Origin of the sequence: Acidovorax sp. GBBC 1281 (assembly GCF_028473645.1) — a bacterium.
In the GTDB taxonomy this organism is placed as follows: domain Bacteria; phylum Pseudomonadota; class Gammaproteobacteria; order Burkholderiales; family Burkholderiaceae_C; genus Paracidovorax.
In genome coordinates, this window is sequence record NZ_CP097269.1 from 5,192,087 (window position 1) to 5,211,483 (window position 19,397).

A 19,397-nucleotide genomic window follows, 5' to 3' on the forward strand; every position below is an offset into this window, starting at 1 on the left:
ACCGCGGCACCGGGCTTTGATGCAGGTCAGGGCGCCGGCGATCGCGCACCGGGCCACGGCCTGCGGCGCAGGCCTGCCGGAAAGGGGCCGGACATCTGATAATTATTCGATGACTCAGCCGTCCACCCCGGGTAGTGCCGCCGCCGCGATGCCGTTGAACGAAGGTGAGCGCGTCGCCGCGCTCCAGATGCTCGGGGTGCTGGACTCGGCGCCGGAGCCGGTCTTCGACGACCTGGTGTGGCTGGCCAGCCAGTGCTGCGATGTGCCCATCGCGCTCATCTCGCTGATCGACGAAACGCGCCAGTGGTTCAAGGCCAGCTGCGGCCTGGGCACATCGCAGACGCCGCGCGAGATCGCGTTCTGCAGCCATGCGCTGGCGTCCACGCAGATCCTGGAGGTCCCCGACGCGCTGGAGGACCCGCGTTTTTCCAGCAACCCGATGGTGCTCGACGAGCCGCGCATCCGCTTTTATGCAGGCTCGCCGCTGGTGGGCAGCGCCGGGCATGTCTACGGCACGCTGTGCGTGATCGACCGGGTGCCGCGGCACCTGTCCGGAACGCAGCGGGAGGCGCTGCAACGCCTGTCCAGGCAGGTGGTCAGCCAGCTGGAGGCCCGACAGGGCCGCCGGGAGGCCCAGATCCAGGCGGGCACCCTGGGCCGCCTGCTGGAGGCCATGCCCGATGCGGTCGTGTCCTGCGGCCCCGATGGATTGCTGGGCGAGTTCAATCACGTGGCCCGGGCCTGGCACGGCACCGACCCTCGCTCCCTGCCGCCGAGCGAATGGGCCGAGCATTTCGACCTGTTCGAGGCTTCGGGCACGCGGCTGCTGGCGACCGGGGACATCCCGCTGCTGGCCGCCTGGCGGGGCGAGACCGTTCGCGGGTTCGAGCTGGTCATCAAGGCGAGGGGCCAGGCGCCCCGGTCGGTGCTGTGCAACGCGTCGCCGTTGTTCTATGCGGACGGCACCAAGATGGGCGCGGTGTGCCTGATGCACGACGTGACGGCGCTGCGCGCCGCCACCCGGGCCGCCACGATCGCGGCCCAGCGCTTTTCGGGCGCCTTCAGCGCCGCTACCCACGGGATGGTCCTGGTCGCCACCACGGGCCACTGGATCGAGGTCAACGACGCGATCTGCGACATGCTGGGCTACTCGCGGGATGAATTGCTGCACATGGATTTCCGGCGGCTCACCCACCCCGACGACCTGATGTCCCACCGCGACCACATCGACCGGCTGGTCCGCAGGGAAACGCAGAACTACCAGTTGGGCAAGCGCTACGTGCGCAAGGACGGCGAGACGGTGTGGGCCCATCTGGCGGTCTCGCTGGTGCGGGACGAATTCGACCAGCCCCTGCATTTCGTGGCCCAGATCCAGGACGTCACGGAGCAGCGGTCCATGGAAGAGCGCCTGCGCGACAGCGAGCGCCGCATGCGCAGCATCCTGGAAAACACGGAGGATGCCTTCATCGTGGCCGACGAGGACGGCCACATTCTGGAGTGGAACCGCGCCGCCCAGGCGACGTTCGGCTGGCGCAGGGCCGAGGTGCTGGGGCGGCCGATGGCAGAGGCCATCCTGGCCCCGGCGATGCGAACGCACAGCCTGGCGGCGCTCATGGGCAACGAGGACACGCGGGCCCGCAGGCAACTCCTTCCGGGATGGCACCGCGACCAGCACGAGTTCCCCATGGAGATCACCCTCAGCCAGGTGCAGCTGGAATCGTCCCGCATCGTGACGGCCTTCATGCACGACATCAGCGAGCGCGTCGCGGCCGACCAGCAGCTGCGCCGGCGCGAAGCCCAGCTGCAGCTGATGGCCGACAGCGTGCCCGCACTCATCGCGCACGTGGACGCGGACCTGCGCTACCAGTTCGCCAACAAGGCCTATGGCCGATGGTTCGGCAAGGACCCCGCGCAGATCGTGGGCCGCTCCATGGATGAAGTCCTGGGGCCGGCGCACTTCGCCAAAGCCTGGCCCTACATCGACCGCGTGCTGAAAGGCGAACGGGTGCAGTTCGAGGCAGAGGTCACCAACGCCGCCGGCGAAACCCGGGTCATGTTCGCCAGCTACATCCCCGATGTCCAGCCGGAGGGGCTGGACCCGGCATCGGCGCCCGCAGTCGGGTTCCACCTCACGGTGACGGACATCACCATCCACAAGGATTACGCCAACAGGCTCGCGATCAGCTCCGCGCGGCTGGAGCGGGCCCTCGAAGGGGCCGAACTGGGTCTGTGGGAACTGAACATCGAGGCCATGACGCTGCAGGTGGACGCCCGCGGATCGGCCATGCTGGGCTTCGGCCCCACCGAGGTGACCAAGACGGTGCCCGAATGGACCGCTGCGCTGCATCCGCTCGACCAGGAGCCGAACGTGGCCGCGTTCCGCCGGCATCTCGGCGGTCTGACGGAAAGCTACGAAAACGAGTTCAGGGTGCAGGGCCCGCAGGGGCCATGGATCTGGCTGTTCTCCCGCGGCAAGGTCATCCGGCGCAGCGCCACGGGTGCGCCCTCCACCATCATCGGCACCTTCATGGACATCACCCAGCGCAAGCTCGACGAAGAGGCGCTGGCGCGCGCGGCCCTGCTGCTGCGGCAATCGGGTGCCATGGCACGCGTGGGAGGCTGGACGCTGAATCCGGCCACGGGCGAGGCGGCGTGGACGGACGAGGTCTACCGCATCCATGACCTGGAGCCGCAAACCGCGCCGGACCTGTCACAGGCACTGAACTACTACACCGAGGCCTCGCGCCCCCTCATCGGCGCGGCCGTGCAGCGGTGCATGGACGACGGCACGCCGTGGGACCTGGAGCTGGAACTGATCTCGCACAAGGGACGCCATCTCTGGGTGCGCGCCCAGGGCGAGCCGACCTACCAGGACGGCCAGATCGTCCAGCTGAGCGGGGCCTTCCAGGACATCACGGAGCGAAAGCACTCGGAGCTGCAACTGCAGCGCCTGAACGCCACGCTGGCGGAACTGTCCTATACGGATGCCCTCACGGGGCTGGGCAACCGCCGCCTGTTCGACGAGGCATTGAGCGCCGAGTGGGGCCGAACGCGCCGGCAAGACGCATCCGTGGCCCTGCTGATGATCGATATCGACCACTTCAAGCACTACAACGACATGCACGGGCACCAGGCCGGCGACGAATGCCTGCGCCAGGTCGGCGCCGTGCTGCAGGGGGCGTTGTTCCGGGCCCATGAAAAGCCGATGCGTTACGGAGGCGAAGAATTCGTGGTGCTCCTGCCGGGCACCACGGGCGACGAGGCGCAGGTTGTGGCCCAGCGGGTGCTGCAGGCGTTCGACCATGCCGCCCTCCCCCATGGCGCTTCGCCCCTGGGCCCGCACGTCACCCTGAGCATCGGTGTGGCGGCCCTGCAGCCCACGGCGGAAGTGACAGAAAAGCAATTGGTGCGCGACGCGGACCAGGCGCTCTACCAGGCCAAGGCCGCCGGACGGGCGCGTTTCATGCGGTGGCGCTGAACGAACAGCCCCTCGCTGCGGCCGCCGCAACGCAAAAAAAGGCTTCGCACTGCGAAGCCTTTTTGCTTTGGCACCCCATTCGCTCATCCGAACGCGGGGGGAGCCCAAACCTTTTTTACTGGTTGTAGACGCGCTTCAGGTCGGCAACGCACTTGTCCTTGACGTCACCGGTCGCGGCATCACAACGCTCCTTGGCGGCCTTGTATTCGGCTTCGCGCTTTTCTTCAGCGGCGTCCTTCTTCACTTCAGCGACCTTGGCGTCCTTCTTGGCCATGTTGTCCGAAGGCTTGGCCTGGGCGCGTGCCACCTTGGCGTCTTCCTTGGCCTTCACGTGGGCGGCCTTGGCATCCTTCACGCAGACGTCCTTGGCATTGCCTTGCTGGTCGTCGCACTTTTCCTTGGCGACGTCGTAGGCGGCGTCAGCGCGGGCTTCGTTCACCTTGTAGGTGGCTTTGTCGCTGGGCTTGTACTGGGCTTCCAGTTCGGCCTTGGCCACCTTCTCGGCGCCCTTGGCTTCCTTCATGCAGACGTCCTTGGCGTTGGCCGTCATGCTGTCGCACTTCTGCTTGTTCATCTTGTAGTCGGCAGAGATGCGGTCCTTGGCGGCGCTGTGCTCTTCCTTGGTCATGGCCATGCCGCTGGTGGCGAGAAGGCCGGCGGCCACGATGGCCAGAAGATTGCGTGCGTGTTTCATATTTTTCTCCTCAATGTCTGTAGGGGGGTGCGGTTGTCGATTTGCCTTGTGGCAGAACGGCGAACACCGCTGGTTTTAAAAAGTGGGAAAGGCCCGGGATTTACTTGTCGAAACGGAATTCGGGGTGGCGGTCTTGCCAGGACTTCAGTTCCTTCTCGGCGGCATCCTTGGCCAGACCCTGGCGCTCTTGCAGCTTGCCCAGGAACTGGTCGCGCTTGCCGGCTGCCACGTCAAGATCGTCGTCCGTCAGCTTGCCCCATTGCTCCTTGATCTTGCCGGTGAATTGCTTCCAGTTTCCCTTGACGGTGTCTTCATTCATGGCACAAGTCCTCTTGGTTATTCGCTTCAGCCCTCCACTCCGAGACGGTTTGGAACCCTGGCTGGATGCGATGGACGAACTGTAAAAGTGCCCCCTCGGGACAGGCGTAGTCATCCGGGGGCAGCACGCGTCAGCCTAGGCCTACGGTTGATAAGGACAAAAAAAAAGGGGCGTGCAGTGCACGCCCCTTTCGGCTATTGGCCCATGCGATCAGTGAGCCAGATGCAGCCCGCATTCGCGGTTGTCCTCGCCCTTCGTCGGGTCCACGTAGTCGAAGTTGTTGGGCAGTTGGTGGGCCACGAGGTATTCGTACAGGTCCTTGGACGACCAGTGCAGCAGCGGTGCGACCTTGAGCAGGCCGTCGGGGTTGATGCTCACGGGGTCCATCTGCGCGCGCACGGCCGTGTCGGTGGCGCGCAGCGCGGTGAACCACACCTGCGGCGCGGTCTCGCGCAGCGCGCGGGCGAAGGGCTCGAGCTTGACCTCTTCGGTGAAGGCGGCATGCCGCGGATCGTCGAGCGCGGGCACCGGGCCTTCGACGGCCTCGCGGTGGGCGCGCGAGCGGCGCGGCAGGTAGATCGACAGGTTCAGGCCGAGCTGCCGGGTCACCTCGTCGGCGAACTGGTAAGTGGCCTCGGTGTTGTAGCCGTTGTCCATCCACACCACCGGCACGTCGGGCCGGGCCCGCGTGACCATGTGCAGGATGACGGCCTCGAACGGCCGGAAATTGGTGGTGACGATGGTGGGCCGGCCCAGGCCCACGGCCCAGTCCACGAGGCCCTGGGCGTCCTTGCCGAGTTCGGCGTTGATTCTTGCGAGGTCGATGCTGCTCATTCCATGCTCCAACGGGACCGGGCGCGAGCGGCCCGGTGGGACGGGCGATTGTGCCTTTTGCTCGGAATCTGTGCAGCCGCTACCCTGAGCACAGCGATCACATGTCGAACCTTCGGAATTGTAGAAATTGGGATCACCACGCCGAAATCGGCAACATGCCTGTTACGTAGGTCTGCTGCGCGCCTACCCGATCAGGAAATCCATCCAAAGCTGCGCACCAACCAGAAGGCCACTCTGTACAAGTCGTAAATCAGGTACAGAGCAATTGATAAAAGAACTCCGGGGAAAAGTGCTTTTTGAATTGCTTGCTTCAGCATGAGCAAGATTGACGTGGTATTCACTGCCGTCGCGGAGCTAGCCGTGTCTTCTTCGGAGATGCTGAAGCGGATGTCGTTATGACGATGGTTCGATCCGTACTTCTTAATTTCTTCCAGTGACGCTCTTAACACCATGGAATCGAGTTGTTTGACCTTGGCGTCTAGCTCTTTGATCTGAAGCTCAAGCACTTTGGTGCGAAGTCGCGCCTCTTTGAGTTGCCTCAACTGCAGACCGAAGCCAACAACTGCACCTATCGGCACAGAGATTGCCATCACGATGATCCAGGTTGCCTCAAGGTCCATAGAGCGAGCAGTCTAAGCGACGGTATCGACCCATGCATGGTTCTGCAACTTCCTCGTGCTGTTGACAGCATCACAGGCACAGCCATCGCCAAACCACCGCCAACAGTCCAGCGTCTCCCCGCGACATATAAGGAAAACGCAAAAATACAACAATAAGAATCATTCCCATTCTCTTTTTATAATCGGCGTTCCATGCCGCACCCCGCCTCGCTTCCTCCGCCGCCCGAGCCCCTGCTGGCCGCCCTGGTGAAGCACTACGAAGACCTGGTGGGATCGCTGCGGCACCGCTTCGGGGACGAGTGCTTTCCGCGCGAGATCGTGAACGACCTGTGCGTGCGGCTGCTCGAGCGCCCCGTGCCCGGCGAGATCGCCAATCCGCTGGCGTTCCTGCGCTGCGTGGCGCGGGACCTGGCCATCGACCGCTACCGCGCCCAGGCCCGGCGTCGCGAGACGGCGCACGAGCACCCAGAGGCGGACGCCCCCGCCCATTCGGCCGCGCCGCTGTCGCCGCCGGAGCTGGCGCTGGCCGCCCACCAGCGCCAGCGGGCGCTGCTGGCCGCCATCGAGCAGTTGCCGCAGGCCAGCCGCGAGGCGTTCATCCTCACCAAGCTCTACGGCATGCCGCAGGACGAGGCCGCCCGGCGCATGGGCGTCTCGCGCGGGATGGTGGCCCGGCACCTGGCGCGCGCCCTGCGCGACGTGGAGCCGGTGCTGATCGAGGGCACCGGCCATGCCGCCCGCTGAATCCGCCGCGGTATCGGCCGCCCGTGCAGCCGGCGCCGGCAACCCTTCCGTGCGCGGCGCGGGCCGCCGCGCCCACTTGCCCATCGACGACGCCCTGGCGCCGTTCGCCGACCTGCTGCGCCAGCACCTGCCCACGCCCGAAGACATCGAGCAGGCAGCGGCCCTGCGCCGCGAGCGACGCCGGCGCCCCGCCAAAGCCCGCGCGGCGGGCGCGGCCACGGCATTGGCAGTGGCCGCGCTGGCGGGGGTGCTGTGGGCTGATCCGGTGCTGCACCGCGAATCGCTGGCCAGCGCCGTGGGCGAGCGCCAGGCCCGGCCGCTGCTCGATGGCAGCACGGTGCGCCTGAACAGCGGCACCCGGGTGGAGGTGGCGCTGCACCTGCGCTCGCGCCGCCTGTCGCTGGCGCACGGCGAGGCCGCCTTCGAAGTCGCCCACGCGCCCTGGCACGCCTGGGCGCCCTGGCTGCAGTGCCCGTTCACCGTGCAGGCGGGCGCGGTGGCGGTGGAGGACATCGGCACCGTCTTCAACATCCGCCGCGACGGGACGGCAGCGGCCGGCGACGCGGCCGATGCCGGCGCCGACATCACCGTGCAGCAGGGCAGCGTGCGCGTGCACGCCGGCGTCGGGACGGCGCCGGTGGTGCTGCATGCGGGCCAGGCGCTGCACACCCGGCCGGGCACGGCCTGGCCCGCCCCGGTGGGAGCGGACACCGCCCGCGTCGCCGCGTGGCAGGCCGGCCGGCTGCGGCTGGACGCCACGCCGCTGGCCGACGCCGTGGCCGAGATGCAGCGCCACCGCCGCACCCCCATCACGCTGGCCGACGGGCACGCGGCAGCGCTGCGCATCTCGGGGGAGTTCGACCTGGACCGCATCGACCAGCTGATCGACCTGCTGCCGCGCCTGGCCCCGGTGCGGGTGGACCGCCATGCAGACGGCAGCGTGGTGATCGGCCTGCGCACGGCACATCAAAAACCATAGCAGGGTGCCGGCGCATTGATTGCGGTGGCGCCCGTTTCGATGCCCAGTGCCCCGGTCTCCGGCCGAGGGGCCGCCGCTGGCCATTCGTTGATTTGGATCGGCGACGTGTACAAACCCGCCCGCCGCATCGGCTCACAGGGGGACGGGCGCGCCCTGCCCGCCCGCCGTCCCCTTTTTGTCTTGACCGATTTCTTTCCAGGAGCCTCCATGCCGATCCCCCAACACCGCCGCCCGCCACACCGCGCCCGATGGGCCGCGCTGGCCGCCGCGCTGTGCATCGCCGCCACCGCCGTCCAGGCCCAGCCCGTCGCGGTGGACCTGCCCGCCCAGCCCCTGGCGCAGTCATTGAACGCCCTGGCGCGCCAGAGCGGCGTGCAGATCGTGTTCGTCACCGACATCGCCCAGGGCCAGCAGGCGCCGGCGGTGCGGGGCACGCTGGAGGTGCGCGACGCGCTGCAGCGCTTGGTCGCCGGCACCGGGCTGGTGGTGCGCGCGCAGGATGCCCGCACCTTCACGGTGGAGCGCGGAGGCACCGCCCCCACTGGTGGCACCCCGGGGGCCGCGGGTGCGGCGGGTGCGGCGGGTGCGGCGGGTGCGGCGGCCGGCGCCACGATGAGCGAGGTGCGCGTGCAGGCGGCGCGTGGCGAGGACACGGCCTACAACGCCGCGTCGACCGCCAGCGGCACCAAGACCGAGGCCCCGCTGCGCGACGTGCCGCAGACCATCGACGTGGTGCCGCAGCAGGTGATCCGCGACCAGGGCGCGACCTCGATGCAGGACACCCTGCGCAACGTGGCGGGCGTGGGCCTGTCGCACGGCGATGGCCAGCGCGACCAAGTCAGCATCCGCGGCTTCACCAGCATCGGCGACCAGTTCGTGGACGGTTTTCGCGACGACGCGCTGTACTTCCGCGACCTGTCCAACATCGAGCGGGTGGAGGTGGTGAAGGGCCCCGCCGCCGTGCTGTACGGGCGCGGCTCGTCCGGCGGCCTGGTCAACCGCGTGACGAAAAAGCCCGGCACGGACGTGTCGGACATCGCCCTGAGCGTGGGCAGCTGGGCCGACAAGCGTGCCGAGTTCGACGTGGGCCGCGCGCCCGCGGGCAGCGACTGGTCCTGGCGCATCACCGGCGCGGCCGAGGACGCCAACAGCTACCGCAGCCAGCAGTTCCTGGAGCGCCAGGCCATCGCCCCTTCGGTGCTGTGGAAGCCCGACGGCGCCACCTCGCTCATGCTGCAGGCCGACTACCTGCACGACAAGCGCGTGACCGACTTCGGCATCCCGGCCTACCAGGGCCGCCCGGTCAACGTGCCCGCGGGTACCTACTTCGGCTCGGCCAACGCGCGCGATGCGGACACCTCCGAATCCACGGTCAGCTCGTTCACCGCCACGTTCAGCCACCGCTTTTCCGACACGCTGCGCGTGCGCAACGCCCTGCGCTACTACCACTACGACCTGGACCGCCAGAACACCCTGCCCGCGGGCACCACGAACGAGGCCGCGGGCACCGTGGCGCTCACGCGCTCGGGCGTGGACCGGCGCGAGCGCGGCGTGTTCAACCAGACCGAGCTGATCCAGAACCTGCGCACCGGCAGCGTCGCGCACGAAGTGCTTTACGGCCTGGAGCTGGGCCAGCAGAACAAGGATGCGGTCTCGCTCACCGGCGGCACGCTGGGCAACGTGAACCTGTGGAACCCGGTGCTGCCGGTGGCACCGCTCAACGGCGGCGGGGCCGTGTCGGCCAGCGCGCTGAACCGCTACCTGACGCGCGCGCTCTACGTGCAGGACCAGATCACGCTGTCGCCCGAGTGGAAAGTGCTGGCCGGCCTGCGCTACGACCGCTTCGGCCAGGAGACCGACAACCGCCTGGCGGGCCAGAGCGACTTCGAGCGCACGGACACCACCTGGAGCCCGCGCGCAGGCCTGGTGTGGCAGCCCACGGCGGCGCAGTCGTACTACGTTTCGGTCAGCCGCTCCTACCAGCCCTCGGCCGAGATGTTCGCGCTGTCGGCCACCAACACGGCCATCAAGCCCGAGCAGACGACCAACTACGAGGTGGGTGCCAAGCTCGACCTGCTGGACGGCCGCGCCACGGCAACGGCCTCGCTGTTCCAGCTGGAGCGCACCGACATCAAGACCACCAACCCGGCGCAGCCCACGCAGCTGATCCCCATCGGCACGCAGCGCACGCGCGGGCTGGAGCTGTCGCTGGCGGGCGAGTTGGCGGCGGGCCTGCAGGCCACGCTGAGCTACGCGCTGCTGGACACCCGCATCACGCGCTCCACGGCCACCGATGCCGGCCAGGCGGTGCAGGGCAAACGCGCCACGATCACGCCGCGCAACGCGTTCTCGGCCTGGCTCACGCAGCGCCTGGGCGACGACTGGAGCGTGGGCGGCGGCATCAACTACGTGGGCGACCGCTTCGCCAATCCGGGCAACACGGTGACCCTGCCGTCGTACGTGGTGGTGGACGCCATGGCGCAGTACCGCATCGGCAAGGCGACCACGCTGCAGCTGAACCTGCGCAACCTGTTCGACCGCAACTACATCGTCTCGGCCCACGGCAGCAGCCCCAACCTGAACCTGCCGGGCGCGCCGCGCAATGCGATGCTGACGCTGCGGCACAGCTTCTGACCGGGCCACCGGCGTTTCAGGAATCTGTCCAAACAGGAAACCTCCCAGATCAAGCAATAGGTTTTTATCGAACATTCCTTCCTGTGGAACAATCCGGCCCGGCGCGCGTTAACGGCCGGTTTTGCGCAGAGATCACACAGGAAGAGAAGAACAATGTCGCTTGCCTACTGGTTCCGGGAGGGACCTGCGGAGCCCATCGAGAATGGGCGGATTCAATATGGACCGGGGAAAGGCTTGCCCAAGCTGGTGTTCAAGGGGTTGGACAATTCACAGAAACTTGTCCAGAAGATCGCTACCGTCGATCCGATGCGAAAGAAGATCATCTTGATCCAGCCCGGGGAGAAAGCCCTTTATGCCTCGGGTTTGCGGGAGCGGGGGGTCAATGGTTACCTGTATCTGTTCGCGCATGCAAACGCACAGCGACTCCAGGGGGTGACAGATATTGGAGAAATCATCCGTGTTATCCATCTCAGCGGCATCTGGCACAGGCAGCCGATCCTGATCGATGCGTGCAATGCCGGGGCCTCGCCTGACGGCGTCGCCAGCGTCCTAGCCGGGGCCCTGGGCACCCACGTCACCGCACCTACCACGACCACCTGGAACCAGCCTCTCGGCGGCCCGGCCATCGGCCAAGGCGCCTTCGAGAAGCTGCCTGGCGTACTGGAACGGCTGGCCATCCCCAACTTCCTGCGCCCAGGGCAATGGCGCACCTGGGGGCCAGACGGCCAACCCATAGCCACCACGCGCACCTCGCCCCGCGATGGCGGCGAACTCGTCAAGGGTCCGCTGGCCCATGAACTGCTGAGGAAACGATGATGCTGCGGGGGTGGAAACGCATCGGCTGCGGTTTTCAACTGCTGTTGATCTCCTTGCTACTGATCGGCACTTACACCGCATGGTGGTGGATCGACAGCGCTCGCACCTGCGACACGCAGGACGAGTACAACCTGCGGGGCATTTGCTTAATGCGGGTACAGGAGCGCGCAGAGCAGGGCGACAACGCCGCGCAATGGACGTATGGCGCCTACCTCGAAACCGAAGGTAAACAGCAGGAATCTCGCGCCTGGCACCTCCAGGCCATGCACGGCGCCCGCGTAGGGCTGGCTTTTCGCGGCGAAATGATCGGCTACTGCGACCGCATCCCCGGCTTCGAGGCGCGCACCGTCGAGGCCGTCATGCTGCGCGTTGCGCAGAACAGCCCCGACGCGCATCTGCGCCTGCTGCACCTCTATACCACCCCCCCCTCCCGTTGCAGCGCCTTCGACCTCGACAAGGCGGGTGCGCAGATTCCCCTGCTGACGCAGTGCGCGCACTTTGGCATTGCCGACTACCTCGAACAGGCCGCCAGTGCGCATCACCGCGTTCCGCCTGCCACCCGTGCGGCCATCCGCTCGAACATGGCTCTCTGCGAAAAGGAACTGGCAGGACAGGGGCCCCCGGATACGACTGCGCAGGAATTTATGCCGGTACGGCGAGAGGACGTGGATGCCCTGTCTCGCCGCCTCGCGGCGCTGGAACCCTAAGATGCACCGTCCGAAGGCCGAGGCGCCCATGGCATGGTGGAAGCGCATCGGCTGCAGTTTTCAACTGCTCTTAATCTTCTCTCTCCTGATCGGCAGCTACACCGCATGGTGGTGGATCGATAGCGCTCGCACCTGCGAGACGCAGGACCAGTACACCCTTCGCGGCATCTGCCTCATGCGGATACAGGAACGCGCCGAGCAGGGCGACAACGCCGCGCAATGGACGTATGGCGCCTACCTCGAAACCGAAGGTAAACAGCAGGAATCTCGCGCCTGGCACCTCCAGGCCATGCACGGCGCCCGCGTAGGGCTGGCTTTTCGCGGCGAAATGATCGGCTACTGCGACCGCATCCCCGGCTTCGAGGCGCGCAACGTGGAGGCCGTCATGCTGCGCGTCGCGCAGACCAGCCCCGACGCGCACCTAACCCTGCTGCACCTCTACACCACCCCCCCGCTTCCTTTGCAGCGCCTTTGACCTCGACAAGGCCGGCGCGCAGATTCCCCTGCTGACGCAGTGCGCCCACTTTGGCATTGCAGACTACCTAGAACTCGCTGCCAGCGAGCATTACCGCGTGCCACTTGCCACCCGCGCAGCCATCCGCTCGAACATGGCCCTCTGCGAAAAGGAACTGGCAGCCCCGCCCCCACTGGGCACCACGGTCCGCGAATTCATGCCGGTGCGGCGAGAGGACCTGGACGCCCTGTCGCACCGCCTCGCAGCGCTGGAACCCTGAACCGCTCCCCTTACCGCCCCATCTGCTCCAGCCACTGCCCGATGTCCTGCGCGGCCTGGGCCGTGGCGTCGGCCAGGGCGCGGGTGCCGCCGGGCGCATCGGCCGTGGCGGCGGGGCGCTGGACCAGGAACACGCGCTGGGCCAGCAGCTTCTCGCCGGCCGGCGTGGACTCGGCGATGGATACGCGCAGCCGCACCAGTCCCACGCTGGTGGCCGGGGCGCTGAACACGTGGCTGAACTCCTCGATCTCCAGGCGCAGAATGGCCGGCAGGGCGCCGCCCTCCAGGATCTGCGCGGCGCCTTCGTCGCCCGTCAGCACGGCGCGGCGCAGGCCCAACTGGTCGCGCACGGCCTTTTGCACCAGCTGCGCGGGCGGCTGGCTCCAGCGCGCCTGGTTGTAGGGGCGCAGGCGGCGCGCGTCGTCGTAGGCCAGGCGGTACAGCACGGCGGTGCTGCCCTCGACCGGGCCGGTGGTGGTCACGTCGGCCAGGGCCAGGGGCGGCAGCGGCGCGCGGCGATCCGAGGGCGCGGCCTCCATCAGGCCGGGGCCGAAGTCGTAGACCTCGGCGCGCACGGGCGGTGCGGGCAGCGCCGAGCAGCCGGCCAGCAGGGCGGCGAATGCCAGGCCGAAAACGGCTCCAGCACAATGAAAACGCCGGCGTTTAGCTATCATTTTAATAGTACTCATGGCAAGCCCTCTCAAGGTTTGGAGGCAACAGGCGCCTCGAAGCCGGGCTCGCCCGGCCCGCCGGCGGCGGTGCCCGATCCGTAGATGAGCGACTGAGGGTTGTCGCTGATGGTGCTGGCGGTGCGGCCCAGGCGGCGCACGGCGCGCGAGGTCTCGTCGGCGGCGTGGTTCAGGCGCGGCAGGGTGACGCGGCCGAAGCGGTCGGCAGCAGTGGCCAGCGACTTGGAGCCTTCGGCGATCTGGTCGATGGGGCCGCCCTCGGCGCTCAGCTGCTTGACGGCGGCGCCCACTTCGTTGGCCGCGGCGGAGGCGCTGCTGCCGGCCTGGCGCAGCGCCTGCAGCGTCTCGCGCGCATCGCTGGCCACGCCGGGCACGGCGGCCAGCGCGGGGTCGAGCCGCTGCACCACGGTGGTGTCCAGGCGCTTCATCAGCGCGCTGGCGTTGCCGGCGGCCTGGCCCAGGTTGTCGATGGCGGTGGCGATGCGCTTTTGGTTGTCGTCGCTCAGCAGGTCGTTGATGCGGCCCGTGGCCTCTTCCACCTGCGAGAGGATGGCGGGCCCCTGCTCGGCCAGCTGGCCGAACGGCGAGGTCTTGAGGGGCAGGCGCGGCAGGCCGCTCGATCCCTTGGGCAGCGGTGGCTCGGCCTGCTGGCCGTCGTCCAGCAGCACGTGGGCCAGGCCCGTCACGCCCTGGTAGCCCAGCACGGCGAAGGTGGCCGGGGTGATGGGCGCCTGGTCGCTCACGGCGATGCGGATCAGCACGTTGCCGGCCACGTCGGGGTCGAAGCCGATGCGCACCACCTTGCCCACCGCCACGCCCTTGTAGCGCACGGCGGCCTGCGGCTGCAGCCCGCCCACGCTCTGCTTGCTGGACAGCTCGTAGAGCTGGTAGCTGGTGTTGTCGCGCGTGAGCCAGAGGCCCAGGCCCGCCAGCAGGGCCGCCACGACGACCACGAAGATGCCCGCGGCGAGGGCGTGGGACTTGTTTTCCATCAGGCGTCCTTGGTCGAGGGCGAAACCGGTGCGGGCGCCATGGCGCGCCGGCCGCGTTCGCCGAGAAAGAAATGTTGAATGAACGGGTGGTCGAAGTGCACGACCTCCTGCGGGGGGCCGGAGACGATGACCTTCTTTTCGGCCAGCACGGCCACGCGCGTGCTGAGCGCAAACAGCGTGTCCAGGTCGTGCGTGACCATCACCACGGTCAGGCCCAGGGCGGCGCGCAGCTCGCGCAGCAGTTCGCAGAAATCGTCGGAGCTGTTGGGGTCCAGGCCCGCGGTGGGCTCGTCCAGCAGCAGCAGGGGCGGGTCCATGATGAGTGCGCGCGCCAGGGCCACGCGCTTGATCATGCCGCCCGACAGGTCGGCCGGCATGCGCGTGGCGTGCTCGGGCTTCAGCCCCACCATCTGCAGCTTGACCATGGCCGCATCGCAGACCAGGTCGCCCGGCAGCGTGCCCTGCTCGCGCAGCGCGAAGGCCACGTTGTCGAGCACGTTGAAGGCGGAAAACAGCGCGCCCTGCTGGAACAGCATGCCCACGCGGCTGGCGGCGCCGGCGCGGCCCATCTCGGCGGCGGGGCGGCCCAGCACCGTCACCTCGCCCTTGGCGGGCCGCGTGAGGCCCAGCATCTGGCGCAGCAGCACGGTCTTGCCCGTGCCCGAGCCGCCCACCAGGGCCAGCATTTCGCCGCGGCGCACGGTGAGGTCGAGGTTCTCGTGCACGGCGAAGGCCTCCTTGCCCTTGCCGAACACGGTGGACAGCCCCTTGATCTCGACCACCGGCGGCGCGTCGGCGGGCGGGGCCTGCGGCGCGGTGTGCGCGGCGTGGATGAGGGAGGTGTTGTCCATGGCGTCAGATCCCGAGGTTCTTGAACGCGATGGCGAACAGCGCGTCCACGATGATCACCATGGTGATGGAACTCACCACCGAGGCCGTCGCGCCCTCGCCCAGGCTCTGCGTGTTGGGCTTGACGCGCAGGCCCCAGTGGCAGCCGATGAGCGCGATGGACACGCCGAACACCACCGACTTGGCCACCGCCATCACCAGGTTGGGAAAGCTCACTGCGTTGGGCAGCGCCTGCACGAAGTAGGCGGGCGACACGCCCAGCGCGAGGTCGGCCGCGAGCATGCCGCCAGCCAGCGCGCACAGCGTGGTCCACACGGCGATCAGCGGCATGGCCACGGCCAGCGCCACGGCGCGCGGCATGACGAGGCGAAAGCCGTGCGGAATGCCCATGACGCGCATGGCGTCGAGTTCCTCGGTCACGCGCATCACGCCGATCTGCGCCGTGATGGCCGAGCCCGAGCGCCCCGCCACGAGGATGGCCGCGAGCATGGGCCCCAGCTCGCGGATCAATGAAATGCCCAGGATGTTGACGATGAACGACTCGGCGCCGAACTGCCGCAGCTGCAGCGACATCAGGTAGGCCAGCACCACGCCGATGAGAAAGCCCACGATGGCCGTGATGGGCATCGCCGTCGCGCCCATGCGGTACAGGTGGCCCGACATGTCGCGCCAGGGCGCGCGTCGCGGCGAGCGCGCGGCCCGGAAGATGTCGATGAAGAGCTGCCCCACCAGTTCGAGCAGGTGGCGCATGTGGGACAGGGCGTGCAGCACCTGCACGCCGAGCCGGTCCACCTGCTCGGCCAGCCGCCAGGGTGTGTCGGGCGGGCGGGTGGTGCTGAATTCGGCCACGCGTTCGAGCATGTCGCGCTGGCTGTCGTCGAGCGCCAGCCGCTCGGGCCAGTCGCGGCCCCAGTGGTTCCACAGCAGCTGCGCGCCCACGTGGTCCAGCCATTGCAGGCTGCGCAGGTCCCAGCCGATGGCCGGGCCGCCCCGCGTTTCGGACAGCTGGGCCGACAGCGCGCGCCAGTGGCGGCGCGTGCCCAGCTCCGCCGCACCCCAGCGGCCGTGCAACACCGCACAGGGGCCGTCGGGCGTGTCGTCTCGGGTGATGCGGGGCTGGCTGTCGTCTTCGGTCATGGAGGGGGGCGGGAGCAGCTGTGCATGGTAGCGGAGCGGATGGGCCCGGGCGCGTCAGCGCAGAACGCGTCCCTGCGCAGGGCATGGGCCGCGTGAATTATGATCAAAACGCCCTCCAGCAAAATATCTTCTAGGGCATATAGCTACAAAAATAATAGCAATCGGCTGTTTCCCTATCGACAGCGGTCCGGCGCTACGCACAATGGACCGGCACCGCCGCAATGCCCCGGGAACGTGTTCAACGTCCAACAGCCTCCATGAGCGACACCACTTTCGACTACATCATCATCGGCGGCGGCACGGCCGGCGCCCTGCTGTGCAACCGCCTGAGCGCCGGGGGACGCCACCGCGTGCTGCTCATCGAGGCCGGCCGCAAGGACGACTACCACTGGATCCACATCCCGGTCGGCTACCTGTACTGCATCGGCAACCCGCGCACCGACTGGCTGTACCACACCGAGCCCGACGCGGGCCTGAACGGCCGCAGCCTGCGCTACCCGCGCGGCAAGACGCTGGGCGGCTGCAGCAGCATCAACGGCATGATCTACATGCGCGGCCAGGCGCGCGACTACGACCAGTGGGCCGAGATCACGGGCGACGACGCCTGGCGCTGGGAACACGCCCTGCCCTACTTCCGCCGCCACGAGGACCACTGGCGCCTGGACCAGCCCGCGTCCGCGACCGAGGCCTTCAAGCGCCTGCACGGCAGCAAGACCACCGGCAGCACCGGCGAGTGGCGCGTGGAAAAGCAGCGCCTGCGCTGGGACGTGCTGGACGCCTTCGCCCAGGCGGCGCAGCAGGCCGGCATTCCCGCCACCGACGACTTCAACGGCGGCGACAACGAAGGCGTGGGCTACTTCGAGGTCAACCAGAAGGCCGGCTGGCGCTGGAACACCGCCAAGGCCTTCCTGCGCCCCACCTGCTACGGGCGGCCCAACTTCGAGATGTGGACCGCCGCGCAGGCCACCCGGCTGTTGATCGACACCCAGCCCGACGGCTCGCGCCGCTGCACCGGCGTTCAGGTGTGGACCGGCGAGGAGATGGTCACCGCCCACGCCACGCGCGAGGTGGTGCTGAGCGCGGGCGCGGTCAACTCGCCGCAGCTGCTGCAGCTGTCGGGCATCGGCCCGGCGGCGCTGCTGCGCCAGCACGGCATCGACGTGGTGCACGACCTGCCCGGCGTGGGCGCCAATTTGCAGGACCACCTGCAGATCCGCGCGGTGTTCAAGGTGAACGGCGTGCCCACGCTCAACATGCTGGCCGGCAACTGGCTGGGCAAGGCGAAGATCGGGCTCGAATACGCCTTCAAGCGCAGCGGGCCCATGAGCATGGCGCCCTCGCAGCTGGGCGCCTTCACGCGCAGCTCGCCCGACCAGGCCCACCCCAACCTCGAATACCACGTGCAGCCGCTGTCGCTGGAGGCCTTCGGCGAGCCGCTGCACGCCTTTCCCGCCTTCACCGCCAGCGTGTGCAACCTGAACCCCACCAGCCGGGGCACCGTGCACATCAAGGGCCCCGACTTCCGCACCGCGCCGGCCATCGCGCCCAACTACCTGAGCACGCCCGAGGACCGCCAGGTCGCCGCCGACAGCCTGCGCGTGACGCGCCGCATCGTCGCCCAGCCGGCGCTGGCGCCCTACCGGCCCGAGGAATGGAAGCCCGGCGTGCAGTTCGAGACCGACGAGGACCTGGCGCGGCTGGCCGGCGACATCGCCACCACCATCTTCCACCCCGTGGGCACGACGCGCATGGGCCGCGACGGCGACCCGATGGCGGTGCTGGATTCGCAACTGCGCGTGCGCGGCATCGACGGCCTGCGCGTGGTGGATGCGGGCGCCATGCCCACCATCACCAGCGGCAACACCAACTCGCCCACGCTGATGCTGGCCGAGAAGGCCGCCGAATGGATCCGGCAGGCGGCGCGGGCCGAGGCGCCCGGGGCCGAGGCGGTGGCCGCCGCAGCGCGCTGATCTCCTGGCAGCCAGGGGCCGGGCTCAGCCGCGCTCCGGATCGGCCAGCGGCTCGCGGTGCGGCTGCGCCGTCTTCGCCCAGACCGCCCCCACCGCCGCGGCCGAGCCCGCGAGCCACAGGGCGGAAGACGCCGTCTGCAGCCGCACGGCCTGCCCGGCATCGCGGCCCGACGCCTGGACGGCCGCCGCGCTCAAGCCGGCGGCGGCCAGGTTGGCGATGCCGCTCACGCCCTGCAGCAGCCCCGTGGCCGCATGGGTGGCCCCCGTGCCCACGGCGCCGAGCGCCATCGCCGCGCCGCTCGCGGCCCAGGCACCGGCGGAGCCGTAGGCGATCGCGCGCTGCACCGGGCCCAGCGTGAAGGGAGCGGCGGCGCTCAGCCCGCCCGCCACCACGGCGAAGGCGTTCGCCCCGGTGGTCCAGGCGCGGTACGGCACGTTGCCGACCTCGCCCACCATTGCAGCGCCCGCCCACAGGCTGCCGCTGACCGCCGCCGTGGCCTGCGCGGCGCGGGGCACGGCGGCCAGCCGGGCCGACGCCAGGGACAGCGCCGCCGCGGCGGCATCCACCACCGGGGCGCTCCAGGCCGACGCGGTGCGCACCGCGCTCCAGGGCGATCCGGACGGCCGTGGCGCGGTGGGTTCGGCGGTTTCGGCGGTTTCGGCGGTTTCGGCGGCTTCGGTGGGTACGGTGGGTACGGTGGGTACGGTGGCAACATGTTCCGGGGCGCCGATCCGCTCCACCGACGGGCCGGCGGGCCGGTCCGTTTCCACCCTGCTGGCGCCCAGCGCCGCCGGTGCCGAGGCGGCCCGGGGCAGCAGCACGGCGCGGGGCGGCAGGCTCGCACCCGGCTGCGGGGCCGGCGATGCACCGCGGGCCCGCAGGCCGGCCGGGGCGGAAGCGGTTCGGCGCAGCGCAGGCGCGGTGGCAGGGAACGCCGGCCACTCGGGGGCGGCCGCGCGGTGGGCAGCCAGGGCCGCCGGCGCGGAGAGGGTGCGGCGAAGCGAAAGATCGGTCATGGCGAACAGGCCTTGGAGAGGAAAGCGAAACGCCCGCCGATTGAATCAAACCGCGCATCAATGCGCCGTAAAAACCAACGGCTGCCGCGCCCGTGCTTCGCCCATCCCGCAGGTGCTTCGCCACGCTGCCCCAGAAAGGGGTGCGGGAAACCACCAATGCACCAGCAGGGTGCACTCGTTACAGT

General features: G+C 68.9%; 18 protein-coding genes. 9 read left to right on the forward strand and 9 right to left on the reverse strand.

Annotated features, from left to right (window positions below):
* Positions 1-109 precede the first annotated feature (109 nt).
* Positions 110-3,478 carry a sensor domain-containing diguanylate cyclase gene (locus M5C96_RS24375; RefSeq protein WP_272565858.1) on the forward strand — a complete coding sequence of 1,123 codons (3,369 nt, stop codon included), beginning with the start codon at positions 110-112 and terminating at the stop codon, positions 3,476-3,478.
* 115 nt (positions 3,479-3,593) lie between these two features.
* On the opposite strand, the gene M5C96_RS24380 is transcribed toward M5C96_RS24375, so the two are convergent.
* From M5C96_RS24380 to M5C96_RS24395, 4 genes are all read right to left on the reverse strand, one after another.
* Positions 3,594-4,172: a hypothetical protein gene (locus tag M5C96_RS24380; RefSeq protein WP_272565860.1), complete on the reverse strand. Its 579-nt coding sequence runs from the start codon at positions 4,170-4,172 to the stop codon at positions 3,594-3,596.
* A gap of 100 nt (positions 4,173-4,272) precedes the next feature.
* On the reverse strand, positions 4,273-4,491 hold the full coding sequence (locus tag M5C96_RS24385; RefSeq protein ID WP_272565861.1) for a CsbD family protein: 219 nt from the start codon (positions 4,489-4,491) through the stop codon (positions 4,273-4,275).
* A gap of 210 nt (positions 4,492-4,701) precedes the next feature.
* Positions 4,702-5,325: a phosphoadenosine phosphosulfate reductase domain-containing protein gene (locus M5C96_RS24390; RefSeq protein WP_272565862.1), complete on the reverse strand. Its 624-nt coding sequence runs from the start codon at positions 5,323-5,325 to the stop codon at positions 4,702-4,704.
* Between the two features lie 191 nt (positions 5,326-5,516).
* On the reverse strand, positions 5,517-5,915 hold the full coding sequence (locus M5C96_RS24395; RefSeq protein WP_272565863.1) for a hypothetical protein: 399 nt from the start codon (positions 5,913-5,915) through the stop codon (positions 5,517-5,519).
* A gap of 222 nt (positions 5,916-6,137) precedes the next feature.
* On the opposite strand from M5C96_RS24395, the gene M5C96_RS24400 reads away from it, so the two are divergent.
* From M5C96_RS24400 to M5C96_RS24430, 7 genes are all read left to right on the forward strand, one after another.
* Positions 6,138-6,689 (forward strand): RNA polymerase sigma factor, encoded by a 552-nt coding sequence (locus M5C96_RS24400; protein ID WP_272565864.1) that lies wholly within the window; start codon positions 6,138-6,140, stop codon positions 6,687-6,689.
* Positions 6,676-7,668 carry a FecR family protein gene (locus M5C96_RS24405; RefSeq protein ID WP_272565865.1) on the forward strand — a complete coding sequence of 331 codons (993 nt, stop codon included), beginning with the start codon at positions 6,676-6,678 and terminating at the stop codon, positions 7,666-7,668. Before M5C96_RS24400 ends, M5C96_RS24405 begins: the two co-directional genes overlap by 14 nt.
* A 207-nt stretch (positions 7,669-7,875) precedes the next feature.
* Positions 7,876-10,302: a TonB-dependent siderophore receptor gene (locus tag M5C96_RS24410; RefSeq protein ID WP_272565866.1), complete on the forward strand. Its 2,427-nt coding sequence runs from the start codon at positions 7,876-7,878 to the stop codon at positions 10,300-10,302.
* 153 nt (positions 10,303-10,455) lie between these two features.
* Entirely contained in the window at positions 10,456-11,118 is a 663-nt protein-coding gene (locus M5C96_RS24415; protein ID WP_272565868.1) for a hypothetical protein, read from the forward strand.
* Positions 11,118-11,825, forward strand: a complete 708-nt coding sequence (locus tag M5C96_RS24420; RefSeq protein WP_272565870.1) for a hypothetical protein — start codon at positions 11,118-11,120, stop codon at positions 11,823-11,825. The genes M5C96_RS24415 and M5C96_RS24420 overlap by 1 nt, the downstream gene beginning before the upstream one ends.
* 1 nt (position 11,826) lies before the next feature.
* Positions 11,827-12,300 carry a hypothetical protein gene (locus M5C96_RS24425; protein ID WP_272565873.1) on the forward strand — a complete coding sequence of 158 codons (474 nt, stop codon included), beginning with the start codon at positions 11,827-11,829 and terminating at the stop codon, positions 12,298-12,300.
* Positions 12,301-12,397: 97 nt separating this feature from the next.
* Positions 12,398-12,559, forward strand: a complete 162-nt coding sequence (locus M5C96_RS24430; RefSeq protein ID WP_272565874.1) for a hypothetical protein — start codon at positions 12,398-12,400, stop codon at positions 12,557-12,559.
* A 10-nt stretch (positions 12,560-12,569) separates the two neighbouring features.
* On the opposite strand, the gene M5C96_RS24435 is transcribed toward M5C96_RS24430, so the two are convergent.
* From M5C96_RS24435 to M5C96_RS24450, 4 genes are read right to left on the reverse strand one after another with little or no spacing between them, the layout of a single operon-like run.
* The gene (locus M5C96_RS24435; RefSeq protein ID WP_272565876.1) at positions 12,570-13,247 is read right to left on the reverse strand and encodes an ABC-type transport auxiliary lipoprotein family protein; all 678 of its coding nucleotides are present in this window, start codon (positions 13,245-13,247) and stop codon (positions 12,570-12,572) included.
* Positions 13,248-13,258: 11 nt separating this feature from the next.
* Positions 13,259-14,239 (reverse strand): MlaD family protein, encoded by a 981-nt coding sequence (locus M5C96_RS24440; protein ID WP_272565877.1) that lies wholly within the window; start codon positions 14,237-14,239, stop codon positions 13,259-13,261.
* A complete protein-coding gene (locus tag M5C96_RS24445) occupies positions 14,239-15,090 on the reverse strand; it encodes an ABC transporter ATP-binding protein (protein ID WP_272565879.1) in 852 nt (283 codons plus the stop codon). Before M5C96_RS24445 ends, M5C96_RS24440 begins: the two co-directional genes overlap by 1 nt.
* 4 nt (positions 15,091-15,094) lie before the next feature.
* Entirely contained in the window at positions 15,095-16,225 is a 1,131-nt protein-coding gene (locus M5C96_RS24450) for an MlaE family ABC transporter permease (protein WP_272565880.1), read from the reverse strand.
* A 257-nt stretch (positions 16,226-16,482) separates the two neighbouring features.
* Between M5C96_RS24450 and M5C96_RS24455 the strand changes: the two genes are divergently transcribed.
* The gene (locus tag M5C96_RS24455) at positions 16,483-18,195 is read left to right on the forward strand and encodes a GMC family oxidoreductase (protein WP_272565881.1); all 1,713 of its coding nucleotides are present in this window, start codon (positions 16,483-16,485) and stop codon (positions 18,193-18,195) included.
* A gap of 24 nt (positions 18,196-18,219) precedes the next feature.
* Here the strand turns inward: M5C96_RS24455 and M5C96_RS24460 are convergent, their stop codons facing one another.
* Complete coding sequence (locus M5C96_RS24460; RefSeq protein ID WP_272565882.1) at positions 18,220-19,212, reverse strand: hypothetical protein; 993 nt, start codon at positions 19,210-19,212, stop codon at positions 18,220-18,222.
* Positions 19,213-19,397 lie beyond the last annotated feature (185 nt).

Coding starts and splice junctions, on each gene's coding strand:
- M5C96_RS24375 (WP_272565858.1), top strand. CDS start 110: ATGACTCAGCCGTCCACCCCGGGTAGTGCCGCCGCCGCGATGCCGTTG.
- M5C96_RS24380 (WP_272565860.1), bottom strand. CDS start 4,172: ATGAAACACGCACGCAATCTTCTGGCCATCGTGGCCGCCGGCCTTCTC.
- M5C96_RS24385 (WP_272565861.1), bottom strand. CDS start 4,491: ATGAATGAAGACACCGTCAAGGGAAACTGGAAGCAATTCACCGGCAAG.
- M5C96_RS24390 (WP_272565862.1), bottom strand. CDS start 5,325: ATGAGCAGCATCGACCTCGCAAGAATCAACGCCGAACTCGGCAAGGAC.
- M5C96_RS24395 (WP_272565863.1), bottom strand. CDS start 5,915: ATGGCAATCTCTGTGCCGATAGGTGCAGTTGTTGGCTTCGGTCTGCAG.
- M5C96_RS24400 (WP_272565864.1), top strand. CDS start 6,138: ATGCCGCACCCCGCCTCGCTTCCTCCGCCGCCCGAGCCCCTGCTGGCC.
- M5C96_RS24405 (WP_272565865.1), top strand. CDS start 6,676: ATGCCGCCCGCTGAATCCGCCGCGGTATCGGCCGCCCGTGCAGCCGGC.
- M5C96_RS24410 (WP_272565866.1), top strand. CDS start 7,876: ATGCCGATCCCCCAACACCGCCGCCCGCCACACCGCGCCCGATGGGCC.
- M5C96_RS24415 (WP_272565868.1), top strand. CDS start 10,456: ATGTCGCTTGCCTACTGGTTCCGGGAGGGACCTGCGGAGCCCATCGAG.
- M5C96_RS24420 (WP_272565870.1), top strand. CDS start 11,118: ATGCTGCGGGGGTGGAAACGCATCGGCTGCGGTTTTCAACTGCTGTTG.
- M5C96_RS24425 (WP_272565873.1), top strand. CDS start 11,827: ATGCACCGTCCGAAGGCCGAGGCGCCCATGGCATGGTGGAAGCGCATC.
- M5C96_RS24435 (WP_272565876.1), bottom strand. CDS start 13,247: ATGAGTACTATTAAAATGATAGCTAAACGCCGGCGTTTTCATTGTGCT.
- M5C96_RS24440 (WP_272565877.1), bottom strand. CDS start 14,239: ATGGAAAACAAGTCCCACGCCCTCGCCGCGGGCATCTTCGTGGTCGTC.
- M5C96_RS24445 (WP_272565879.1), bottom strand. CDS start 15,090: ATGGACAACACCTCCCTCATCCACGCCGCGCACACCGCGCCGCAGGCC.
- M5C96_RS24450 (WP_272565880.1), bottom strand. CDS start 16,225: ATGACCGAAGACGACAGCCAGCCCCGCATCACCCGAGACGACACGCCC.
- M5C96_RS24455 (WP_272565881.1), top strand. CDS start 16,483: ATGAGCGACACCACTTTCGACTACATCATCATCGGCGGCGGCACGGCC.
- M5C96_RS24460 (WP_272565882.1), bottom strand. CDS start 19,212: ATGACCGATCTTTCGCTTCGCCGCACCCTCTCCGCGCCGGCGGCCCTG.